Genomic DNA, 22,783 nt, shown 5'->3' with positions numbered 1-22,783 from the left:
CTCTGTTATTGGTGATTAAAAAATAATGGATAAAAAACTGGGTTTAGGCTCTCTCACTGCGCTAGTGATTGGTTCAATGATTGGTGCGGGCGTGTTTAGCTTGCCACAAAATATGGCAGCGGTTGCCAGTCCACTGGCAGTGATGATCGGTTGGTCGATCACTGGGATCGGCATGATCTTTCTTGCGCTCTCTTTTCAATATTTAGCCGTCAATAAACCCCATGTAAATGGTGGTGTGTTTGGTTTTGCTCGTGAAGGTTTTGGTGATTTTGCCGGATTTTGCTCGGCGTGGGGCTACTGGTTTAGTGCTATGGTCGCCAACGTCTCTTATCTGGTGATTGTGTTCAGTACTTTAGGACTGCTGTTTGATACGCCTGATCAGATTATCTTTGGCTCTGGCAATACTTGGTGGTCAATTGGTGGGGCTTCTCTACTGTTGTGGGGAGTTCACAGCTTAGTATTAAGAGGGGTACAAACCGCCGCGCTAATCAATCTCATCACTACTATGACCAAAATGGTGCCTTTGCTGCTGTTTATTGTATGCGCACTATTAGCTTTTCGTTGGCAAACCTTTAGTTTGGATTTTGCTGGCCTGCACCATATCTCTGGTGCAGATCTACTTGGACAAGTAAAAGCAACTATGCTGATTACTGTCTGGGTCTTTGTCGGGATTGAAGGTGCAGTGGTGGTATCAAGCCGGGCACGACAACGTAAAGACATTGGGCGAGCGACTATTCTTGGTTTGCTCACGGCTCTGTCGATTTATGTCTTAGTCACGCTATTGTCGATGGGTGTAATTCATGTCAATGAGTTGGCGCAATACCCGAATCCTTCTATGGCGCAAGTGTTGACTGCGATTATTGGTCCGTGGGGTAAGTACATTATTTCGGTTGGGCTTTTGATCTCGGTTTGCGGTGCGTTTTTGAGTTGGACGGTATTGGCTTCCGAAGCCCCTTTCCTTGCCGCCAAAGATAAGATGTTTCCCCGCCATTTTACCAAGCAGAATCAAGCGGGAAGTCCAGTTAATGCCTTGTTCTTAACCACACTCTGTATTCAAATCTCCTTGATATTGGTGCGCTATACCGCCAGCACTTACGATAGCTTATTGATCTTTGCCTCTGAGATGATTTTAGTGCCGTATTTTCTGGTGGGCGCTTTTACCCTTAAGCTTGCTCTGGAGCAAAGAGATCGAGGGAAATTGCTATTGATTGGCTTTGGCGCAACGGCTTATGGTTTATGGTTGCTGTATGCGTCAGGTTTGCACTATTTGATGCTCTCAACCCTGTTGTATGTACCGGGCTTTGCTTTCTATCTCAAAGCAAAGCGTGAGCAAGGTGTAAAAGCATTCTGCGGCCGAGAAATGGTCGGAGCCAGCACCCTACTGCTATTTGCCGTTGGGGCGGCAGGCATGCTTTGGCAAGGCGCTTGGTAAAAGGCGTTGATGCCATAGTCGACATTGTCTAAAACACGGATAGACGGATAAAAGCCCCCCCTCAAGCTCGTTGAGCTGAGGGGGGTCTTTAGTAACAAAACGCAATCTATTGTTGAGTGAGTTGCTGTGGCCATCTCACCGAATTTGCAGACTATTTACTGCGATTGACCGCCATATGAGCGAGCGTGATCAAGGCTTGTTTGTATTCGCTTTCTGGCAAAACCGCTAGTTCAGCAATGGCTTTATCCGCTTCACGTTGCGCTTTTTCGACGGTGTAGTGCAGAGAGCCGGTTTGCTCCATTGCTGCAAGAATCTCATTGAGGCGCGACATGCCATTAGCTTTCTCGATGGCTTCACGGATCATCGCGGCTTGCTCAGGATTACCGTGCTGCATCGCATAGAGCAGTGGTAGGGTAGGTTTTCCTTCTGCCAGATCGTCGCCGACGTTTTTACCCATCTCATCGCCATCTGAAGTGTAATCCATCACATCATCAATCAGTTGGAAGGCTGTGCCTAGGTATTTACCGTAGTTTTGCATCGCCAGTTCGACTTCAGGAGACGCATCACACAGGATAGCGCCAATCTGGGTTGCAGCTTCAAACAGACGTGCAGTTTTGGAGTAGATGACCTGCATGTAGCTGGCTTCGGTAGTATCAGGATCGTTACAGTTCATTAATTGCTGTACTTCACCTTCAGCGATCACGTTTACCGCATCACTCATCAGTTTCAGGATCTTCATTGATCCTAATTCTGTCATCATCTGAAACGAGCGAGTGTAGATAAAATCTCCGACTAATACGCTGGCGGCATTACCAAACGCGGCATTGGCGGTTGCTTTACCGCGGCGCAAGTCCGATTCATCGACCACATCATCGTGCAACAGGGTTGCCGTATGAATGAATTCAATAAACGCAGCTGCAGTCGTGTGATGTGACCCTTGATAACCGAGCGCTTTGGCGGATAAAACCGCCAGCAATGGGCGTAAACGCTTCCCACCACCACTGATGATATAGAACCCCAGTTGGTTGATTAGGGAAACGTCAGAATTGAGTTGAGCGTGAATCGTTTCGTTCACTTTTGCCATGTCATTGGCAGTAAGCGCTTGGATAGCTTTAAAATCCATCGTAAATCCGGCTGAAATAAGAGCGTGTAAGGCATTTAGTCTTCTGGAATCGCTGCATAATACACTAAAAATCATTGATTAATACATGGCTTAAAGGCATGATTGCGGCACTTTTGTTTGGCGATTAGCTTTTCGCCATTTTTTTCAAAATATGGCTTGTCATAGGCACATCATTCACGTAGAATCTGCGCCCTATTGATGATTAGTTTAGCGCACACCCTTATCGCATAAAATATAAGCATAGGCTGTGCGGAAAGAGCGGAGTAAAATATGTACGCTGTTTTCCAATCTGGTGGTAAACAACACCGTGTAAGCGAAGGTCAAACTCTTCGTTTAGAGAAATTAGACGTTGAAACTGGTGCAACTGTAGAATTTGATAAAGTTCTGCTGGTTGCTAACGGTGAAGACATTAAAGTAGGTGCTCCTCTGGTTGAGGGCGGTAAAGTAGTTGCTGAAGTGGTACAACACGGTCGTGGCGATAAAGTAAAAATCGTTAAGTTCCGTCGTCGTAAGCACTCTCGTAAGCAACAAGGTCACCGTCAGTGGTTCACAGAAGTGAAAATCACTGGTATCAACGCTTAAGTTATTAGGAGAGTTCAACAATGGCACACAAAAAAGCTGGTGGTTCTACTCGTAACGGCCGCGATTCAGAAAGCAAACGTCTAGGTGTTAAGCGTTTCGGTGGTGAATCTGTACTTGCAGGTAACATCATTGTTCGTCAACGTGGTACTAAGTTCCACGCTGGCACTAACGTAGGTATCGGTAAAGACCACACTCTATTCGCTCTATCTGATGGTAAAGTGAAGTTCGAGGTTAAAGGTCCTAACAACCGTAAATTCGTTAGCATCGAAACTGCTGAATAAGCCAAGTTTCTTGATGAATTTAAAAGCCCTGCCGTTTGGTGGGGTTTTTTATTTATCGAAAGTGTGGTCGACCCTAGACCCTAGACCCTAGACCCTAGACCCTAGACCCTAGACCCTAGACCTGAATGTAGCCTGATCCAAGCAGGCGATTGTTTTCTGGGATCTACGTTCTCAGGTTTACTAGACTGATTAAGATTTCCCACGAGATTGAGTGGAGGAAAAATGAAATTCGTAGATGAAGCGGTAATTAAAGTTCAAGCTGGTGATGGCGGCAACGGTGTTGTGAGCTTCTGGCGTGAAAAATTCGTTACCAATGGCGGCCCTGATGGCGGTGATGGTGGTGATGGTGGCGATGTGTATATGGTCGCTGATGAAAACCTCAACACCTTGATTGACTATCGTTTCCAGCGCTTTTATGAAGCGGAACGTGGTAAAAATGGCGGTGGCGGTAACTGTACGGGTAAAAGCGGTAAAGACAAAGAGCTGCGCGTACCAGTAGGTACTCGTGCCGTCGATATTCACACCAATGAAATCATTGGTGAAGTGGCCGAACATGGCAAAAAAGTCATGATCGCCAAAGGTGGCTGGCATGGTTTGGGCAACGCCCGTTTTAAATCGTCGGTTAACCGCTCTCCACGTCAAAAAACCATGGGTACCAAGGGTGAGCTGCGTGATATTCGTTTAGAGCTGCTGCTGTTGGCAGACGTCGGTATGCTCGGCATGCCAAATGCGGGTAAATCGACTTTCATTCGTGCTGTTTCTGCGGCTAAACCTAAAGTGGCGGATTATCCGTTTACCACGCTAGTACCAAGTCTTGGTGTGGTGAGCGTGCTGCCGGAGAAAAGCTTTGTGGTGGCTGATATCCCAGGCTTGATTGAAGGCGCTGCAGAAGGGGCAGGTTTAGGGATTCGTTTCCTTAAACACCTTGAACGTTGTCGCGTGCTGCTACACATGATTGATATCATGCCAGCTGATCAAAGCGATCCTGCACACAATGCGTTGACCATTATTGATGAGCTTGAACAGTACAGTGAAAAGCTGGCGAAAAAGCCACGTTGGTTGGTGTTCAACAAAGTTGATCTGATGTCAGAAGAAGAAGCAGATGAGATTATTCAAGACATCATCGATGCTCTGGCATGGGAGGGCGATTACTTCAAAATCTCTGCTGCGAATCGTCAAGGCACCAAAGAGCTGTGCATGAAGCTTGCCGAGTTCATGGATACCTTACCAAGAGAAGCGGAAGAGAAAACAGAAGCCGAAAAAGTCGATTTCACATGGGATTATAACCATAAAGACGGCTTGGCTGGTCGTGAAGTGATCACTGAAGATGATGACGATTGGGATGATTGGGACGACGAAGAAGATGACGGCCACGTTATCTATGTTCGTGACTGATTAACTCACTGGTATGCCGCAACTTAGTTGCGGCTTTTTTGTGTCTAAATCAACTTTCCTAAAGTTTGTTTCGGGCACACTTACTCTCTCTTCGGCATATTTAGGTTTTAGGAAAGGAATCATGGAATCCAAACAGAGAGCCGTTTCTCGTTTGATTGCTCAGGCAGGGCAGATGTTATTAGCGCATGGCGCAGAAAGTACTTTAGTCGGCGATATAATGCGCCGCATGGGTTTGGCGAGTGGAATGAGTGAAGTCGAAGTCTCTCTCTCGGCGAGCTCGCTTGTGGTGACGACCGTCTATAAAGAGCACTGCATTACGACTGCGCGACGCAGCCCAGATCGCGGCATCAATATGCGTGTGGTGACGCAGATCCAAAGGATCTGCATCATGATGGAAAAAGGCATTCTTGATCATGGCTTAGCGCAGCGAAAACTCAATCACATCAGTCCAGAGCGTTACAATCGTTGGCTAGTTGTGGTCATGATTGGCCTCTCTTGCGCGGCATTCAGCCGTTTGGCTGGGGGGGATTGGATGGTGTTCTTGATCACCTTGATCGCCTCATCTGTTGGGATGATCGTTCGCCAAGAAATCGGCCATCGTCAATTCAATCCTCTCATCAATTTTGCGGCAACGGCTTTCGTGACTTCCGTGATTTCTGCCCAAGCTGTGATTTATCAACTCGGCAATAAACCAACGATCGTGATGGCTTCTTCTGTGTTGATGCTGGTGCCTGGCTTTCCATTAATTAATGCGGTCGCAGATATGCTCAAAGGTTACATCAATATGGGCATCGCACGCTTTGTGATGGCGAGTTTGCTGACTCTAGCCACGGCGCTCGGTATTGTCGCGGCAATGAGCATCACCGGAATTTGGGGGTGGTAATGCTAAGCTGGGATCTGTTTTTCGGACTACTCAACGACATGTTTTTTGCCGCGATTCCGGCGGTTGGGTTCGCTTTAGTCTTCAATGTGCCTGTGCCCGCATTGAAATATTGTGCGTTAGGCGGTGCGCTTGGGCATGGATCGCGTTATTTGATGATGCACTTTGGCGTACCGATTGAGTGGGCGAGTTTTTTTGCCGCCACTCTAGTGGGTATGGTTGGTGTTTATTGGTCTCGTCGTTTTCTGGCTCATCCTAAAGTGTTTACGGTTGCAGCGCTTATTCCCATGGTTCCTGGTGTTTTTGCATTTAAAGCCATGATCGCGTTAGTCGAAATTAACCATGTGGGTTTTTCGCCCGAGCTGATGGAAGCCTTATTAGAAAACTTCCTGAAAGCCATGTTTATCATTGCGGGTTTGGCGGTTGGCCTTGCTGTACCTGGACTGTTATTCTACCGCCGCAAACCGATTATTTAAGGTATGAGAAAGATGATGATCAGTATGATTGCCGCGATGGCAGACCAGCGCATTATTGGTAAAGATAACCAGATGCCTTGGCATCTACCGGCTGATTTCGCGTGGTTCAAACGCTGTACATTAGGTAAGCCTGTGGTGATGGGACGTAAAACCTACCAATCGATCGGACGTCCTTTACCGGGGCGGCACAATATTGTGATCTCCCGTGATGCGAGTTTGCAGATTGAGGGGGTGGATGTGGTGAGCTCCATTGAGGCGGCGCTGGCGAAAGCGGGTGAGGTCGACGAGGTGATGATCATCGGAGGTGGTAGCTTGTATGCGGCCTGTTTACCTATGGCTCATAAACTGTATATTACCGAGATCCATGCAAAACTGGAGGGTGATACTCAGTTTCCTGAATGGGGGAGTGATTGGTTAGAGCGCTCTCGTGAGCATTATCCTGCCGATGAAAAAAATGCCTACGGGATGGATTTTGTGATTTTTGAACGCCAAAATCCCCTTCCTATTTGATGTACAGTAGTGTTGGCTGTGCAAATTGATTCCAGACACATTTGTCACTTTTTGCCGCCGACCTGCACCTCCAAGTCGTTTGGGTATCGTCATTGCAGGTATCGTCAGAGCAAACACAATCAACACCCGTATTAACGGGTGTTGTTTTATGCTGGCAGCGCTGCTTGGCTAAAGTAGTGTTTATCTTCCCAACGCAGCATAGTCAGGGCTCCGCCCCATACGCAACCCGTATCTAGGCCGATCACCGTTTCACTCACATACCCTTCTAATGCCGCCCAATGGCCAAAAATCACCGTCTTTTCAAGAGCAATGCGCTGCGGTAATTGGAACCAAGGTAGTAAGCTACCGTCAGTCACTTCTTGTGGTGGCAGTTTGCATTGCATATCTAAACGGCCATCTGGGAAACAAAAGCGCATACGAGTAAATGCGTTAACGATATAACGCAAGCGATCTATCCCTTGTAGCGTTGGATGCCATGCGTCGGGTTGGTCACTGTACATCTGCTGAATCAGGGTGCTCCACTCGGGGCTACGAAGTACAGACTCGACCTCTTGTGCTGCTTGACGTGCAGTGGCGAGATCCCATTGTGGTGAGATGCCAGCATGGCACAGTACAAACTCTTGATGTTCAGCGAGCAAAGGCTGCTGACGTAGCCAATCGAGTAATGGCTCGGCGTCAGGCGCATCTAAAATTGCTTGGGTTTGATCGCGCCGTTTAGCGGAGTGGTGACCGAGTGCTACCGAGAGCAAATGCAAATCATGATTGCCGAGCACGACTCGTGCTGCATCCCCTAACTGATAGGCAAAACGTAAGGTTTCTAGTGATTTTGGACCACGAGCGACCAAATCCCCCGCAAACCACAGCGTATCAAGCTGAGAATTAAATTCGGCCTGTTTGAGCAGTTGCTGTAGCTCGTCAAAGCAGCCTTGAATATCTCCAACGATATAATTCGCCACACACCCCCCTTAATTCAATACATGCGGAACGGCTAAACGAAATGGTTCAATCTCAACCGTGAAAGACTCACCTTGTTCATCGATCATCAAGTATTGACCCTGCATCACACCGACTGGAGTATCTAAGGCTGTGCCACTGCTGTAGGTATATTCATCGTTAGCTTTGATGCGAGGTTGCTCTCCCACAACGCCATCGCCTTCAACCACGGTCTGTTTGCCATCGGCATCCGTGATCAACCAGCGCCGACTCATCAATTGGACGGTCTGGGAGCTGAGGTTTTTGATGGTGATGAGATAGGCGAACACAAAGCGCTGATACTCAGGATTTGATTGTTCCTCAATGTAGCGAGTTTGAACCTGAATTTTGATACAGGGCAGCGAAACATCCATGAGCGACTCCTCAGCTTAGTAGTCAGGTATTGGCAGATAAACAAAGGACGACTGAATGTCGTCCTTGTCGATTATGCGTGAGTTTTGTGTGTTGCATCAAGCCAGTTCGCTAATGCCACAAATTGAGCCAAGGTCAGATTTTCTGGGCGCATACCTGGGTTGATGCCCAGAGTTTCCAGTGTTTCTGGTTCAGCCAAACCTTTATAACAGTTACGCACCGTTTTACGGCGTTGGTTAAAGCCTTCACGTACCACGCGATCTAACCACTCTAAGCTGGATGCGGGATGTGGGAGATCTTCATAAGGCACCAAACGTACCACGGCCGAATCTACTTTCGGTGGTGGCACAAATGCGCTCGGTGGCACTTCCAATACCGGAACCACTTTACAGTAGTATTGCGCCATGACAGTGAGACGTCCGTAGGCCTTGCTATCTGGTCCTGCAGCCAAACGGTTAACCACCTCTTTTTGCAACATAAAGTGCATGTCTTGAATATCACGATGGAATTCAAATAGATGGAACATCAATGGGGTAGATATGTTGTACGGCAAGTTACCAAAGATACGTAATTTGTTATTGGGTTTCACCAACTGCTTGAAGTCGAAACGCATCGCATCGCCTTCATGAATGGTCAGCTTGCTGGCTAATTCTGGATGATTACGCAGGCGTTCGGCCAGATCGCGGTCAAGCTCAATGACAGTGAACTTATCCACTTCACGTCCTACCGGTTCTGTGATGGCGCCTAACCCTGGGCCGATTTCAACCAAGTTTTGCCCCGGTTTGGGATTAATTGCCGACACAATACCATCAATGATGTAAGGATCATTGAGGAAGTTCTGACCAAAGCGTTTACGCGCTTTGTGCCCTAAGTGGACATCATTTCTCATAGTTTTCTCTAAGTTATTGCGCTTTTTTATCAACTAATTCAATTGCGTAAGCTAATGCAGTCCAAAAGCTTCCGGCATCAGCTTGACCCGTTCCAGCCAGATCGAGTGCCGTACCGTGATCGACCGAAGTGCGGATAAAAGGCAGCCCGAGCGTAATATTGACTGAGCGGCCAAAGCCTTTGTATTTCAGCACTGGAAGCACTTGATCATGGTACATGCCGAGAACGGCATCCGCTTGTTGCAAGTATTTTTCACTAAAAATAGTATCGGCTGGTAAAGGACCAACCAATTGCATGCCATATTGCTCACGCAAACGCTGTAGGGTAGGAGTGATGGTTTCGATCTCCTCCATGCCCAATACGCCGTCTTCACCTGCGTGTGGATTTAACCCACATACGTAGATTTTAGGTTCTGCAATGGCAAATTTCTCGACTAAATCCTTGTGGAGAATATGAACAATCTGTTCTAGACGTTCACAAGTTATCGCTTGCGGCACTTCTGCGAGTGGCAGATGTGTAGTGACTAACGCAGTACGTAAGCCTTCGGTGGCCAGCATCATCACGACGAGGGGAGTTTTTGACTGTTCAGCAAAAAATTCGGTATGACCGCTGAAAGCCACCCCCGCACGGTTGATCACCCCCTTGTGCACAGGGCCGGTGACAATAGCATCAAATTCGCCATTCATACAGCCTTTTGCCGCTCTTTCCAGCGTTTTTAACACATAGTGTCCATTCGCTGGATTGAGTTGACCGGCGACGACGGGTTCAGCGAGAGAAATATGCTCAACCAACAAGGTTCCAGCTTGTTGAGCTTGCACTGGATTATCGCGTTGATAATCCAGTAGCTTAACCTGTATTCCAAGTTGCACGGCCCGCTGCGCCAATAACGCCTTATCGGCACACACCACCAGTTGATGTGGCCAATCTTGCGCGGAGAGGGCGAGCACTAGATCGGGACCAATCCCCGCGGGCTCACCGGCTGTGACAATGATGCGTTTACTGCTCATCCTTCTCGTCCTTCAATACTTCAACAAAGGCGCTGGCACGCAGCTCTTGCAGCCAAGCACTGGCTTCTTCATTGAATTTACGATTGAACAAGATACGGTAGGCCTTGTTTTTCAGTGCGGAATCAGTTCTGTCCACTTCGCGACGATCGAGCACTTCTACGATATGCCACCCATGTACGGTTTTAAACGGTTCACTGATTTGGCCTACGGGTAAGGTTTCAATCTGGTGTTTAAATTCTGGCACATACAGATCGGGAGTTTGATAGCCCAGTTCACCTTTTTGCGCGGCAGAGCCGGGGTCTTGGCTATATTGTTGGGCTAATTCTGCAAAGGTCACTTCGCCATTTTTGATGCGCTGTACAAATTCATTGAGCTGCTTTTGCGCGCCTTCATCGCTGAGGATGATGGTCGGTTTGATCAAAATGTGACGAGCATTAACTTCTGTTACCGCGACCGTTTCTAAGCCTTTGACATCATCAATTTTCAGGATGTGAAAACCGACACCACTGCGAAACGGGCCAATAATGCTGCCTTTGTTTTGCATTTTGATCTGATCAGCAAAGATGGTTGGCATCTCTTCTTTGCGCATCCATCCCCAATCTCCCCCTTGCAGGGCTTTGGGACCTTTGGAGTAGGCGTACGCCATTTGCGCAAAGTCTGCCCCATTTTTTAGGTCGTTGACCAGCTTGTTGGCCAAGGTTTCAGCGGCACTTTTATCTTGTCCGTCATCGACTCGCAGTTGGATATGACTGATTTTGTATTGCACTGTGGCATCGGTTTCCTGTGCAAGCAGCTCAGCTAACGTATCAACCTCGGCGGGCAGAATGTTGATACGACGACGAACTAAAGCATTGCGTGCATCACTCGCTGCCATCTCTTTACGGATTTGCTCACGGAACTCAGGGTAGGTTAAGCCTTCTTGCGCTATTGAAGCAATTAGTTGATCCTGAGTCTGTTGGTTGTTGTTTGCTATCTCTTTAATTGCTTCGTTGAGGCGGTTGTCGTCAATCTTTACTCCAATCCGATCCGCTTCTTGCTGCTGCAAAGTATCAATGATCAGCTTTTCTAATACTTGTTCGCGCAGCACTGTTTCTTGCGGTAAAGGCTGCTTGTTTTGCTTGGCGTTAGCCTTGATGGTTTTCAGGGCGCTGTCCACATCACTTTGTAATATGACGCCACTATTCACAATCACCGCCACGCTATCGAGCTGCTTGGGTGCTGCGTGAGCGTTAAAGAAAGTCAGCGCACTGAGAACGCTAATTAGTGTGGGTTTCCACAATTTCATGTGCAGTCCTATCTAAAATGTTTTAAGCCTGAGTTTCCTCAGGCTAGGTGAATTAGTTATTGAGGAAGAATGGGCGACCATAACCGAGTGAGTTACCAGCGCTGCTTATGCCCGTCATGCTCGAACCTGCTCCGATACTGGTACCAAAACCAATAATCCCGACGTTAAAGCTGAAGTTATTTTCATAAATTGGAGTGGTATAAGGATTAGTTGGAGTTCCAAGCCAATTCTTTAATTGATTACTGTAGCTAAAGCCGATATACCAACAATCAGAGGTATAAGTCAGATTAGCAAGCCACTCTAGGGCTTGTTCAGTGGTCAAATCGTAGTAATACTGACCGCTGGCAGACCATCTACGACTTAACTGATAACCAGCTAAAATACCAACTTGAGATATGTCATATTCTTGGCTATTGTCAGTACTAATGCAATCAACGCCTGTCACTGTATTACATATATAATCATATGAAACATAGCGGTAATTCCCCTGAATATAACCATCTGCAACTCGGTATTCTAAGGTGCTATTACCGAGTTGAATATCTTGGCTATTCACGTCGTATTGAATTCCACCATGATAGAACAAGTAATCAGCAAAGTTAAAATCCATCTCGACTGCCCAAGCGGAATAGCTGGAGTCATCAGAGACGCGATTAGGATTTTTATTGGATGGATTGAGTTTACTATCGAGATAGAAAATCTGACCAAATGCAATATTGAGGCGCTCTTTATAGGCCTCATCAAAAAATCGACTTGATGCGCCATAACTTACTTGGTTCGCTGAGGCTATGCGATCGACACCACTATGCTTACGCTGGCGAAACAGGCCGTAATAATCGGTTTGCAATAAGGTTGTGTCATATAAGCCGATATGACTCTGATCTTTTTCTGGTACATAAAGATATTGAATCTTGGGCTCTAGGGTCTGAGTGTAACCACTGAGAATAGTGGTATTACGCTCCAGTACAATGCCAGCAGCCGTGCGAAACTCAGGGATAACTCGAGTTAAGCTTTCTTCGAGTTTTGCATCAGTCGTATTATCAAGCTCTTGCTGATAATAGGTACCGAGTATACGTGCTTCGGTGGTCCAGTTGCCCCAAGTGTTGCTGAACGGAATTTTTAAGCCTGGTTCGATGTGCACTCGAGTTGCAGAAGGTTTGCCTCTTGCATCGGTTTCAAAACGCGATATGTGACTGAGCAGATCCAAATCTAAATATTTGAATAGTTCAGGTGAGTAATAGTTATAGCTGAGTTGCGGCATCAATCGATAGGGCAGGTTGGTGCTCGTTGTGTCTTTGGTCAGCAATTGGAAGTCTCGGACTAGTAATGACGAGTCCCAATTTTGAGTACGATAGGTTGCACGTCCTTGTTGGATTAATTGACCATCTTCACGTTTACCGACTCCCGAATCTAAGTCAGAGAAATAGTTGATATCGCTGACTTTTGAGTAGTCGATTTCAAACTTCCATGCTTGTTGATAGATACCGCTATGTTCATATTGGAGTGCCCAGCGCTCGCCTAGCTCGGTGTGCAGTTGATCTTCGGCAAGATATTCAGATTTGATTTGACCCGCACCAAAATCCGTCAGATACCGGAACACACTATTGAGTTGTGTTCCGCGCTTTTGCATGTAGTTGAAGGTGGTTTCTAAATCATATTGGGGGGCTAAGTTCCAATAAATTGGCACTTCAAACGAATAGCCATTTCGTGAGCCATAAGAGGCGGTCGGGTATAGAAAACCAGTTTTACGCGTATCACCGATAGGCACAGTCAAATAGGGGAGATAGAACACTGGTACGTTTTGCACTTCAAGACGTGGATTGTAGAAGGTCGCAATCTCTTCATTCTGGTCCACATCAATGCTGGAAGCGCGCATCCGCCATGCGTTATCACCATCAGGACATGAGGTGATAGAGCCATCTTCAATTTCATACACGGCTTTGCCCGTTTTCGAAACATACACCGCTTCACCACGCCCCGGTTCACACAAAAACTGGTAGCGGGTATTTTCTAACGTCATTTCATCGGTATTGAGATTATTAGTCGCTTTGGTGGAGTGAGTTTTGATCTCACCATCACTAAACTGAACATTACCCTCAGCGACAACCACATTCTCTTGTTGATGCAAAGTCACGTTATCCGCAGCGATGCGTTTTTTACCTTGTACGACAACGACATTCCCTGAATAGGTTGCCTTTTGCCCATTGATTGCCTCTAGCTTATCCGCTTCGACATTGATAGGCTGTTGGCCGGGATTAGTAGGCTCAGGCTGGTTGACTAAACACTGCTCACCATTAGGTAATTGAGCGCGATTGTCATCCACACTCGCTTCTGCTTGTATCTGAGGTGCAAAGAGTGCAGCGCTAATCGAAGCGGCTAAAAACGTGCGAGAAAAGCATGACATGGGGTTGTACATCCTGTTGAACTTGTGGCCTGTTGAACTTGATGGATTCCGAACTTAGGAGCCTGAAATATAAACGGTCCTTATCATAAAGGAATTTGACGCTTGCGCCACTATCAGACCGCTTCACTCCAGAAAAATTCATAGATTGAGAGCACATAATGCATATTTTTGGCAAAATTCTTGGCGCTTTTTTTGGCTTCCTGTTTGGTGGCCCTTTTGGCGCAATCTTTGGGATCTTCCTTGGCCATCAGTTTGATAAGGCGCGTCGTTTAAATCAGGCTGGCTTTCAAAGTGGTACATTTGGTGCAGGGCCTAGCCAAGCTGAGCGCCAAGAGGATTTTTTTAAATCCGCATTTTCGGTGATGGGGCATGTAGCAAAAGCCAAGGGGCAAGTCACCAAAGAAGAGATCCAACTCGCGACCATTATGATGGATCGCATGAACCTGACCCTAGAGCAAAAACGTGCCGCACAAGATGCGTTTCGTGACGGTAAAGAAAGCGATTTTCCTCTAGAGCAAGTGTTAGATCGCGTGAAAATCGCCACGGGCGGGCGTTTTGACCTGTTACAGTTTTTCCTTGAGCTGCAAATTTCTTCTGCATTTGCTGATGGGGATGTGCACCCCAGTGAGCGTCAAGTACTGCACCGTATTGCGCGTGGGCTTGGTTTTTCTTCCGAGCAGTTAGAGCGCCGTTTACGTATGCAGGAAGCGGCGTTTCGATTTCAACAAGGTGGTGGCTTTGGTGGTTCGCAGCAGCAATCCCATAGTGGGCAGCAATGGCAGCAGCCTTCATCACGCAATCAATTGGCCGATGCCTACGAAGTGCTTGGGGTGAGCGAAAGTGCGAGTGCACAAGAGGTGAAGCGAGCTTATCGCAAGCTGATGAATGAGCACCACCCAGATAAGCTGATGGCGAAAGGTTTACCACCAGAGATGATGAACGTCGCGAAAGAGAAATCTCAGCAAATCCAACACGCTTATGAGCTGATCCGAAAGGAGAAAGGCATTAAGTAAGCTCATCGTAATTATGCGCTTACCTTTTCTAAGGCAAACTTAACTGTTTGCCTTTCTTTTGCAGTCAAAAGAGCAATTGGAGTGGGGCGGTTTTCGATAGATAACACTTTCGACAGATAAAACAAAACCCAGTCAAGGACTGGGTTTCTAAAAGTGGCTCCTCCTGCTGGACTTGAACCAGCGACCTGCGGATTAACAGTCCGTCGCTCTACCGACTGAGCTAAGGAGGAATTATTCTTTTTAATGGTGCCGACTACCGGAATCGAACTGGTGACCTACTGATTACAAGTCAGTTGCTCTACCTACTGAGCTAAGTCGGCAAATCTACTTGCAAGGCAAGTAAGAAATTGGCTCCTCCTGCTGGACTTGAACCAGCGACCTGCGGATTAACAGTCCGTCGCTCTACCGACTGAGCTAAGGAGGAATTATTCTTTTTTAATGGTGCCGACTACCGGAATCGAACTGGTGACCTACTGATTACAAGTCAGTTGCTCTACCTACTGAGCTAAGTCGGCACATTTGTTATTGTTCGTGCAAGCACCAACAATCAAAATTGTGGTGCCCGGAGGCGGAATCGAACCACCGACACGAGGATTTTCAATCCTCTGCTCTACCGACTGAGCTATCCGGGCGACGGGGTGTATTAAAAGGTTTTTCGTGGAGGTCGTCAACATGAAAATCTAAAAAAAATATCGTTTGTTGTTTTTCTATACTTAATGGCCTGTTTTTGTCCATTTCGTTTGCCAAAATATCGCTAAATGAACCGCAAGACCCACTCGCTCAGTGAAAGAGAGAGTTTTTAGCGTAGTCAGAAAATCACAAAGTACGTAAAAATACCTGCTTGATAAATATTTTCAGTTATAGCCTTCCTACTTGAAAACGACGAGTAACCCATCAGTTCAGTGAAACGTTTTGCGATCACTGAACTGAACGTATGCTTAACGAGTTACCTCAAAATGCGCAGCCCATTGCTCTAACTCGCGGGCGAGTTTTGTGAGAGTTTGCGTACTATTGTGGCTCTCCATCACCACTCGGCTCAGTTTTGAGCCACTTTCTTCAATCATATTGATTCGGCGCGCAATATCATCGCTGACTTGGGTTTGCTCGGCCGCCGCCGTGGCTATTTGATGGCTCATCGAAGAGACGCTTTCGAGTGCGCTGACAATCAATGCCAGCGCAGAAGCGGCATTTTCTGACTCTTGCACACTGCTTTGACTGGTTTGCCCACAAATCTGGATGGTTTGAATCGCATTACGCGACCCTTCCTGCAAATTGTGGATCATCTGCTGGATCTCTTTGGTACTGGTTTGCGTGCGGCCCGCTAAGTTACGCACTTCATCTGCCACGACGGCAAAGCCGCGTCCTTGCTCGCCAGCGCGTGCTGCTTCAATCGCAGCATTCAGCGCCAGTAAATTGGTTTGCTCTGCAATATCGCCAATCACATCCAGTACTTTAGCGATGTTTTTGACATCCAAATCCAGATCGGCAACCGCGGTGCTCGCGGTTTGTAATTGAGTCGCCAAGCCTTGAATATTGCTCACCGTGTTGTGGATGAGCTTTTGCGTATGCTGGCTTTGCTGATCCGCTTGATCTGTGTTGAATGCGGTATCACGCGCAGAATCGGCGACTTGGTTCGCTGAAGAGGCCATTTCGGTCATTGCCGTGGCAATCATGGCGGTAGATTGCTGCTGGCTATCCGTTAATTCGGCAATGCTTTTGGCGCGAGTACCTGCGCCAGCTAATTCAGAACGTAAAGCAACCATGGATTGCTCAAGCTTAGCCACCAAGTCTGCAAGTGAGCTGCTCATTTGCTGCACTGCACCATAAATACTCTCTTTAGGGGCTTTTATAGCAAATTCACGACAAATGCGGCCTTGTGCCACAGCTTGTACTGCGCTGCGTACCTCATTTGGTTCACCGCCGATAATCAGCAGTATTTTACGAATCGCGACCAGTAACAGAGATAAAATCGCAACGGCGATCACCACACATAAGCTTAATTGCCATTGCGCGGTAGACCAAAAACGCGCATTGGCTTCGTTAAAACCAATACCCGTGCCGACAACCCAGCCCCAGTGTGGCGTTTTGCGCGCGATCGAGAGCTTTTCTTCAATCGAACCGTCAGCTTGCTTTTGTGTCCACGTGTATTCCACCAACTTGCCAGACTGATGACGCAGCACATCTTGAATTAAACGGCCAACACTATTGCCTTTGCCATCTTTAAAATCGTGGAAACTGGTGTCGTGCAGTTGTGGATCGAGCGGCGTCGCCACGAAAGTCATATTTTCATCTGCCACATACACATATTCATTATCTTTGTAGAGATTGTTACGCATTAGGCGGGTGGCGAGCGCTTTGGCTTCTGGCTCCGACATCTTGCCTTCTTGAGCCAGCTTCTCTACCTCAGTCAAAATACTGTAGGCACTATTAAACAGCTCGGTTACACGCGCTTTGTTATCGAGATTGCTGGCCACACGTAACGTCCACAGCCCTGTTGTGGCTAGCGCGAGAAGAGCAGCGAGAATGATGGCAGATAATAAATAAGCTTGGGTTTTTAATTTCATAGTTTGAACCCTATTGGGAAGGTGTAGGCAGATTAAATTTTTGTGACAGTTTGATGTCGGCGTGATAGTAATGAGCTTGCTTATTTATTGATACGAAGTAAGTGTGAAAGTATGAGTTGGATTAAATTTTTGCCTCGAAATAAAAAGAATGGTGATACGGATAAGCTAGTTGAGGTGGGATGGTTTGAGAGTGAGACGAGAAAAAATTCAAAATGCAGATAAAAGAAAACCCAGTCAATGACTGGGTTTTTAAAAGTGGCTCCTCCTGCTGGACTTGAACCAGCGACCTGCGGATTAACAGTCCGTCGCTCTACCGACTGAGCTAAGGAGGAACAATTTTTATTGTGTCTATGGCACAACTTTTAATCGTGGTGCCTCGAGGCGGAATCGAACCACCGACACGAGGATTTTCAATCCTCTGCTCTACCGACTGAGCTATCGAGGCAAATTTTAAATGGTGCCGGCTGCCGGAATCGAACTGGCGACCTACTGATTACAAGTCAGTTGCTCTACCTACTGAGCTAAGCCGGCACACGTAACCTTTGCTGTTTGTGTCTTATTACACCAACAATCTAAAATTCGTGGTGCCCGGAGGCGGAATCGAACCACCGACACGAGGATTTTCAATCCTCTGCTCTACCGACTGAGCTATCCGGGCAACGGAGCGCTATTAAACGGATTTTCCCTTTCTCAGTCAACCTGTTTTTTGAAATATTTCGAAAAATCAGTTTGATTGGCGCTATTTTCGGCAATGTGCGGTTTTTTTGTTATCCCTAGTTAAATTCTTTCTTAAATTTGGTCACTTTTTCTAGATAACGGCGTGCTTCTGCATTGGCGTGTTTTTGGGTTAATGCCCAATACACTTGATTAGGTTGTAGCGAGTTAAGATCTTGCATGGCACGTTTACGATCAGAATGAAAGGTATTGAGCACACCGCCTGCACCGCCGTTATAAGCAGAAATCATACTGTATTCTAGGGAGAGTGGGTGGCGTACATCTTTCAAATAGTGATTTTTGAGTAAGTAAAAATAGGCAGTGCCAGTATCGATATTATTTTCAGGGTTGAATAGATACTCTGGTGTGGGATCGCCTGGGCGATTTTTCACCATACGGAAAACATCCCGTCCTGCTGTCGCAGGAACGACTTGCATTAGGCCGTATGCATTCGCCCAACTCACAGCGTAAGGGTTAAAACTACTTTCAGTTTTGATGATGGCTAGGATTAAATCTTCAGGAATATCGTATTTACGCGATGCGCGACGGATAATATCAGCATAGCGGTTACCACGAATTTCGACTTGGTTTTTCACCATAGGGATCACAACATAGTAAGCTTTTTTAAAACCGACTTGCTTAACTTGTAAGTGGTTGGCTATGAGATAATCAGCATAACGGTTAGCGCGCCAAGACCATTGGATCGGCTGCTTATCTTGGTCAACAACTTGTTGATATAAAAAAGGCTCGCCTTTATTTGCTAATGTTATGTTTTTTGAAGAAAAAAGCTCAACACCAGCAGGGTCGTCTGGGGTGAGTAGTGTGGTAATGATGGCGTTACGTAAATGCGCTTTAGGGTCGGTTGGAGAGACGGTTTCAACGGTGATTTTTCCTTCGCTAAAACTAATGTCACTTCGGCTAAGATAATTATCTATGTATTTTACGTAGTTAGTACGGCCTGCCATTTTTAGCTGATCCCGACCCCAACGTTTTTCGATATTGCCAGAAAAACTGTTGATCAGGGCGTCGAAACCATCCGTATCTTTCGAATATTGCCCGGGCATACCCGCTAAGTTTTTGGCGAAGCGGTTAGTTGGCTCATAATCAACTTGATACATATTTTCAATGGCTTCACGGCTACAACCGCTCAGTAATAGAACTACGACTAGATATAGCCCTAACCTTTTCATGCGTTTCCTTACATTAAGATAATCTTGTTTATCCCCTTTGCTATATAAAACAGCAAGCTGTTTGGGGGATGTGACATACAAAAACGACATCATAATAACTGCAGTTATTATGATGTCATTAGTCGATATTCTCTTCCGACTTGAAGCTAAGCTTTAGCTCTAAGCCGTTTGGGGCTATAGCGCAAAACTAGTGCTTATTTAGCTGGCGGTGTATAACCTTCGATATGGACTTCTTTACCTTCAAACAGGAAGTTCACCATTTCTTGCTCCAGCAATTTGCGGTGCTCAGGATCCATCATGTTGAGCTTTTTTTCATTGATCAGCATGGTCTGTTTGGTCTGCCATTGTGCCCAAGCTTCTTTGCAGATGTTGTCGAAAATGCGTTTGCCCAGTTCTCCGGGATAGAGTTGGAAATCCAAGCCATCGGCTTCTTTCTGCAATCGGGTACAAAATACGGTGCGAGCCATTCACTCTTCCTCTTTAAATGTGGCTATCAATGTCGAAAGGTAAGCTGTGCAACAGTTGTTTCACTGGTGCTGCGAGACCAATCTCATCGGGTTGGCTTAAGTTATACCAAAGACCTTTGCTCCCTTCCATTATGATGTCTGGTTTGCGGCTTAATTGCAGCAAAATCGGCGTGATATCGAGATGGTAGTGGCTAAAGGTATGGCGAAATGCGATCAGGGTTTGCTGCGATGTTATTGTGCTATCGCTGATGGCTCGCTGATCTATGGTGGTTTGAATATTGGCGATCTCTGATTGTGGGAAGCAGTACAAACCGCCCCAAATTCCACTTTGCGGGCGCTGCTCAAGCCAGACGGCATTGTCGTGATAGAGCATGACAAACCAAGTGGCTTTGACGGGTTTGTCTGTTTTGGGTTTCTTGCCCGGATACTCTTGGGGATTGCCTTGCTGTTTGGCAAGGCAAAACGATTCTACTGGGCACAGGCTGCATTTTGGCTTGCTGCGAGTGCAGATCATCGCGCCCATATCCATCATGGCTTGGTTGTATTTATCGACATCCACTTTGGGCGTATGCATTTCTGCATAATGCCAAAGCTGGTTTTCGACACTTTTTTGCCCCGGCCAACCTTCCACGGCAAAGCAGCGCGCTAACGTGCGTTTCACGTTGCCATCCAAAATCGCATGCGGTTTTTTATACACAGAAGAGAGCACGGCTGCCGCGGTAGAACGGCCAACACCGGGTAGCGCATTCATCTGCTCTAAATCGGTGGGAAATTCGCCGCCATATTCACTCACAATCATTTTCGCTGCTTTATGTAGATTGCGCGCTCTGGCGTAGTAGCCAAGCCCCGTCCAGAAATGCAGCACTTCATCTTGCGGCGCTGCCGCGAGGGCGTGTACGGTCGGAAAGCGCTCTAAAAAGCGTTCAAAGTAGGGGATCACGGTCGCGACTTGGGTCTGCTGTAACATGATTTCCGATAACCAAACGCGATACGCATTTTTATTTTGTTGCCACGGCAGGTTTTTGCGGCCGTAGGCGTCATACCAAGTAAGGATGGCCTGTGCAAAAGGAGTCACGACTTGCTCATTATTATTGTCTAAACTAGTGGAGCAAAATTGCACCACAGATTGGTGGTGAAGTAAAACCGACAAACATTGGGGATATTCTCCTCCTTCCTGTTCGAAGCTGTGGCGGTGTTGGCGGTAACGGCAAAGAGTTTGGGGTAGGATGGTAAGCGGTCAGTAATAACACTTGCACCGTTGACGATTCTTTGGATAATTCCCGCTCTGATTTAGTAATGTGCAGGCAATAGAAATGAGCGAAGTCATCACCCAGGAATATACCGAAGATGGCAAAGTGCTGCGTCGTATTCGTAGCTTTGTTCGTCGTGAAGGTCGTTTGACCAAAGGCCAGGAAGCCGCAATGAAAGAGTGCTGGCCAACCATGGGGATTGATTACCAGCCAGAGCTGTTGGATTGGCAACAGGTGTTTGGTAACGATAATCCGGTTGTGTTGGAGATTGGTTTTGGCATGGGCGCGTCCTTGGTCGAAATGGCGAAAAACGCACCAGAGAAAAACTTCCTCGGCATTGAAGTGCACAGCCCAGGTGTCGGTGCTTGTTTGGCTTCGGCGCGTGAAGCGGGTGTGACTAACTTGCGTGTGATGTGCCATGACGCGGTGGAAGTGTTTGCACACATGATCCCAGATAACAGCCTGCACACTTTGCAATTATTCTTCCCAGATCCTTGGCACAAGAAGCGTCACCACAAGCGCCGTATCGTGCAGCTTGAATTTGCTGAAATGGTACGCCAAAAGCTCATCATCGGCAGCGGTGTATTCCACATGGCAACCGACTGGGAAAACTACGCAGAACACATGATTGAAGTGATGAATCAAGCGCCCAGTTTTGCTAACTTGGCAACCGATGGCGATTACATTCCGCGTCCTGATGAGCGCCCGCTGACTAAGTTTGAGCAGCGTGGTCACCGTTTAGGTCACGGAGTGTGGGACATCAAGTACCAGCGCACTGCGTAAAGAGAGAATTTTGCTTAGGCCAACATTTGATGTTGGCTTTTTTGACCCTAATCCTCAGGCTACGGATAAGCTGAAGTAGTGAGAGACAAACCTATAATAAAGAGTCATTGATGAAGCCTACCGCAGAGATTTTAGCCAGCATTATTGAAGAAGTTCGCCCGCTCATTGGGCAGGGTAAAGTCGCCGATTACATTCCCGCACTCGCCAAAGTACCGAGTGAAAAACTGGGCATTGCCGTGTTCACCAATCAAGGAGAAGTGATCACGGCAGGCGATGCACAGGAAGGGTTTTCGATTCAGTCGATCTCCAAAGTGCTGAGCTTGACGCTCGCGATGGGCTTGTATCAGCCAGATGAACTGTGGAGCCGCGTGGGTAAAGAGCCTTCAGGGCAAGCATTTAACTCATTGATTCAGCTTGAAATGGAGCAGGGAATTCCGCGTAATCCATTTATCAATGCCGGCGCGATTGTGGTGTGCGATATGCTGCAAAGTCGCCTCTCTGCACCTCGTCAGCGTCTGTTGGAGTTTGTACGCCAACTCAGCGGTGAGCCGCTCATTGCTTATGACAAAATCGTGGCAGCATCGGAGATGATGCACAGTGATCGCAACGCCGCGATTGCCTATTTGATGCGTTCTTTTGGCAATTTCCACAATGAGGTTATTCCGGTACTGCACAACTATTTTCACGCCTGCGCATTGAAAATGAGCTGTGTTGAGCTGGCGAAAACCTTCAGCTATCTGGCCAATAAAGGAGTTTCTGTGGTGACGGGCGAAACAGTGATAACCCCAACCCAAAGCAAACAAACCAATGCCTTGCTCGCCACGTGCGGCTTGTATGATGGGGCAGGAGAGTTTGCCTATCGAGTCGGTATGCCCGGAAAATCAGGTGTCGGCGGTGGGATAATTGCTGTGGTGCCGGGAGAGATGACGATTGCAGTATGGTCCCCCGCGCTGGATCAATCGGGTAACTCGCTCGCGGGGACTCGCGCCTTAGAGTTACTCGCGCAGCGGATTGGTCGCTCAATTTTCTAAGCTCCCCTTTTTACTTGAAGCTGCAGCGGTGTTGGCAGCATTCGCTCACCCAATTACATAGTGGATCTATGTGATTGGGATTATGAGAGCCATCCTTGGCTCTCACCAAAGGCCAGCCGATGGCTGTGCAAATTTTTTCCAGACAAATTTGTCACTCGTTTGCC

The 22,783-nt window shown here is 47.2% G+C and carries 21 protein-coding genes and 9 tRNA genes; 10 read left to right on the top strand and 20 right to left on the bottom strand.

The features are described 5' to 3' along the window. Nucleotides 1–25: 25 nt before the first annotated feature. Nucleotides 26–1,432, top strand: a complete 1,407-nt coding sequence (locus R4537_RS16965) for a basic amino acid/polyamine antiporter (protein WP_071178341.1) — start codon at nt 26–28, stop codon at nt 1,430–1,432. A gap of 151 nt (nt 1,433–1,583) precedes the next feature. Here the strand turns inward: R4537_RS16965 and ispB are convergent, their stop codons facing one another. Then, nucleotides 1,584–2,555: an octaprenyl diphosphate synthase gene (ispB, locus tag R4537_RS16960; RefSeq protein ID WP_071178342.1), complete on the bottom strand. Its 972-nt coding sequence runs from the start codon at nt 2,553–2,555 to the stop codon at nt 1,584–1,586. A gap of 270 nt (nt 2,556–2,825) precedes the next feature. Here ispB and rplU point away from each other — a divergent pair, with 270 nt between their 5' ends. The 6 genes from rplU to folA all read left to right on the top strand — a co-directional run bounded on the left by rplU (nt 2,826) and on the right by folA (nt 6,679). Next, a complete protein-coding gene (gene rplU / locus R4537_RS16955) occupies nt 2,826–3,137 on the top strand; it encodes a 50S ribosomal protein L21 (protein ID WP_000271393.1) in 312 nt (103 codons plus the stop codon). 20 nt (nt 3,138–3,157) lie between these two features. Then, complete coding sequence (gene rpmA, locus R4537_RS16950) at nt 3,158–3,418, top strand: 50S ribosomal protein L27 (RefSeq protein ID WP_000940599.1); 261 nt, start codon at nt 3,158–3,160, stop codon at nt 3,416–3,418. A 222-nt stretch (nt 3,419–3,640) separates the two neighbouring features. Then, nucleotides 3,641–4,813: an Obg family GTPase CgtA gene (gene cgtA, locus R4537_RS16945; protein ID WP_000673587.1), complete on the top strand. Its 1,173-nt coding sequence runs from the start codon at nt 3,641–3,643 to the stop codon at nt 4,811–4,813. Nucleotides 4,814–4,934: 121 nt separating this feature from the next. Then, entirely contained in the window at nt 4,935–5,696 is a 762-nt protein-coding gene (locus tag R4537_RS16940) for a threonine/serine exporter family protein (protein WP_071178343.1), read from the top strand. Then, entirely contained in the window at nt 5,696–6,169 is a 474-nt protein-coding gene (locus R4537_RS16935; RefSeq protein ID WP_000954087.1) for a threonine/serine exporter family protein, read from the top strand. The genes R4537_RS16940 and R4537_RS16935 overlap by 1 nt, the downstream gene beginning before the upstream one ends. Nucleotides 6,170–6,181: 12 nt before the next feature. Further along, a complete protein-coding gene (gene folA, locus R4537_RS16930; protein WP_071178344.1) occupies nt 6,182–6,679 on the top strand; it encodes a type 3 dihydrofolate reductase in 498 nt (165 codons plus the stop codon). Nucleotides 6,680–6,825: 146 nt separating this feature from the next. Here the strand turns inward: folA and R4537_RS16925 are convergent, their stop codons facing one another. The 6 genes from R4537_RS16925 to lptD form a co-directional block, all read right to left on the bottom strand. Beyond that, nucleotides 6,826–7,635: a symmetrical bis(5'-nucleosyl)-tetraphosphatase gene (locus R4537_RS16925; protein ID WP_071178345.1), complete on the bottom strand. Its 810-nt coding sequence runs from the start codon at nt 7,633–7,635 to the stop codon at nt 6,826–6,828. Nucleotides 7,636–7,644: 9 nt separating this feature from the next. Beyond that, nucleotides 7,645–8,025, bottom strand: a complete 381-nt coding sequence (gene apaG, locus R4537_RS16920; protein ID WP_000383338.1) for a Co2+/Mg2+ efflux protein ApaG — start codon at nt 8,023–8,025, stop codon at nt 7,645–7,647. Nucleotides 8,026–8,096: 71 nt separating this feature from the next. Further along, nucleotides 8,097–8,912, bottom strand: a complete 816-nt coding sequence (gene rsmA / locus R4537_RS16915; RefSeq protein ID WP_071178346.1) for a 16S rRNA (adenine(1518)-N(6)/adenine(1519)-N(6))-dimethyltransferase RsmA — start codon at nt 8,910–8,912, stop codon at nt 8,097–8,099. 13 nt (nt 8,913–8,925) lie between these two features. Further along, nucleotides 8,926–9,918: a 4-hydroxythreonine-4-phosphate dehydrogenase PdxA gene (gene pdxA, locus R4537_RS16910; protein ID WP_032474902.1), complete on the bottom strand. Its 993-nt coding sequence runs from the start codon at nt 9,916–9,918 to the stop codon at nt 8,926–8,928. Beyond that, nucleotides 9,908–11,203 carry a peptidylprolyl isomerase SurA gene (surA, locus tag R4537_RS16905; protein ID WP_071178347.1) on the bottom strand — a complete coding sequence of 432 codons (1,296 nt, stop codon included), beginning with the start codon at nt 11,201–11,203 and terminating at the stop codon, nt 9,908–9,910. Before surA ends, pdxA begins: the two co-directional genes overlap by 11 nt. Before the next feature lie 52 nt (nt 11,204–11,255). Continuing rightward, nucleotides 11,256–13,607 (bottom strand): LPS assembly protein LptD, encoded by a 2,352-nt coding sequence (gene lptD / locus R4537_RS16900; RefSeq protein WP_071178348.1) that lies wholly within the window; start codon nt 13,605–13,607, stop codon nt 11,256–11,258. Nucleotides 13,608–13,765: 158 nt separating this feature from the next. Here lptD and djlA point away from each other — a divergent pair, with 158 nt between their 5' ends. Beyond that, nucleotides 13,766–14,620 carry a co-chaperone DjlA gene (djlA, locus tag R4537_RS16895; protein ID WP_032480393.1) on the top strand — a complete coding sequence of 285 codons (855 nt, stop codon included), beginning with the start codon at nt 13,766–13,768 and terminating at the stop codon, nt 14,618–14,620. Between the two features lie 154 nt (nt 14,621–14,774). Here djlA and R4537_RS16890 read toward each other — a convergent pair. From R4537_RS16890 to mutY, 13 genes are all read right to left on the bottom strand, one after another. Then, nucleotides 14,775–14,850 (bottom strand) — tRNA-Asn (locus R4537_RS16890). A 14-nt stretch (nt 14,851–14,864) separates the two neighbouring features. Beyond that, nucleotides 14,865–14,940: transfer RNA gene (locus R4537_RS16885), tRNA-Thr, on the bottom strand. Nucleotides 14,941–14,968: 28 nt separating this feature from the next. Beyond that, nucleotides 14,969–15,044 (bottom strand) — tRNA-Asn (locus R4537_RS16880). A gap of 15 nt (nt 15,045–15,059) precedes the next feature. After that, nucleotides 15,060–15,135 (bottom strand) — tRNA-Thr (locus tag R4537_RS16875). Nucleotides 15,136–15,176: 41 nt separating this feature from the next. Beyond that, nucleotides 15,177–15,252, bottom strand: a tRNA-Phe gene (locus R4537_RS16870). A gap of 306 nt (nt 15,253–15,558) precedes the next feature. Beyond that, on the bottom strand, nt 15,559–17,184 hold the full coding sequence (locus tag R4537_RS16865) for a methyl-accepting chemotaxis protein (RefSeq protein ID WP_071179108.1): 1,626 nt from the start codon (nt 17,182–17,184) through the stop codon (nt 15,559–15,561). A gap of 256 nt (nt 17,185–17,440) precedes the next feature. Further along, nucleotides 17,441–17,516 (bottom strand) — tRNA-Asn (locus R4537_RS16860). Between the two features lie 37 nt (nt 17,517–17,553). Then, nucleotides 17,554–17,629 (bottom strand) — tRNA-Phe (locus tag R4537_RS16855). A gap of 10 nt (nt 17,630–17,639) precedes the next feature. Beyond that, nucleotides 17,640–17,715: transfer RNA gene (locus R4537_RS16850), tRNA-Thr, on the bottom strand. Nucleotides 17,716–17,766: 51 nt separating this feature from the next. Next, nucleotides 17,767–17,842: transfer RNA gene (locus tag R4537_RS16845), tRNA-Phe, on the bottom strand. Nucleotides 17,843–17,957: 115 nt separating this feature from the next. After that, on the bottom strand, nt 17,958–19,088 hold the full coding sequence (mltC, locus tag R4537_RS16840; RefSeq protein ID WP_057645065.1) for a membrane-bound lytic murein transglycosylase MltC: 1,131 nt from the start codon (nt 19,086–19,088) through the stop codon (nt 17,958–17,960). A 194-nt stretch (nt 19,089–19,282) separates the two neighbouring features. Continuing rightward, a complete protein-coding gene (locus tag R4537_RS16835; protein WP_000124738.1) occupies nt 19,283–19,555 on the bottom strand; it encodes an oxidative damage protection protein in 273 nt (90 codons plus the stop codon). A 13-nt stretch (nt 19,556–19,568) separates the two neighbouring features. After that, the gene (gene mutY, locus R4537_RS16830) at nt 19,569–20,630 is read right to left on the bottom strand and encodes an A/G-specific adenine glycosylase (protein ID WP_071179106.1); all 1,062 of its coding nucleotides are present in this window, start codon (nt 20,628–20,630) and stop codon (nt 19,569–19,571) included. Nucleotides 20,631–20,868: 238 nt separating this feature from the next. On the opposite strand from mutY, the gene trmB reads away from it, so the two are divergent. Together trmB and glsB are read left to right on the top strand one after the other, a co-directional pair. Continuing rightward, nucleotides 20,869–21,588, top strand: a complete 720-nt coding sequence (gene trmB / locus R4537_RS16825) for a tRNA (guanosine(46)-N7)-methyltransferase TrmB (RefSeq protein ID WP_057557447.1) — start codon at nt 20,869–20,871, stop codon at nt 21,586–21,588. 110 nt (nt 21,589–21,698) lie between these two features. Then, nucleotides 21,699–22,619 carry a glutaminase B gene (gene glsB / locus R4537_RS16820; protein ID WP_071179064.1) on the top strand — a complete coding sequence of 307 codons (921 nt, stop codon included), beginning with the start codon at nt 21,699–21,701 and terminating at the stop codon, nt 22,617–22,619. Nucleotides 22,620–22,783: the final 164 nt, after the last annotated feature.

The sequence above is a fragment of the Vibrio paracholerae genome, from assembly GCF_037672085.1.
GTDB lineage: Bacteria > Pseudomonadota > Gammaproteobacteria > Enterobacterales > Vibrionaceae > Vibrio > Vibrio cholerae.
The sequence above is the reverse complement of the archived record's forward strand: the minus strand, read 5'-3'. Positions and strand labels throughout refer to the sequence as shown.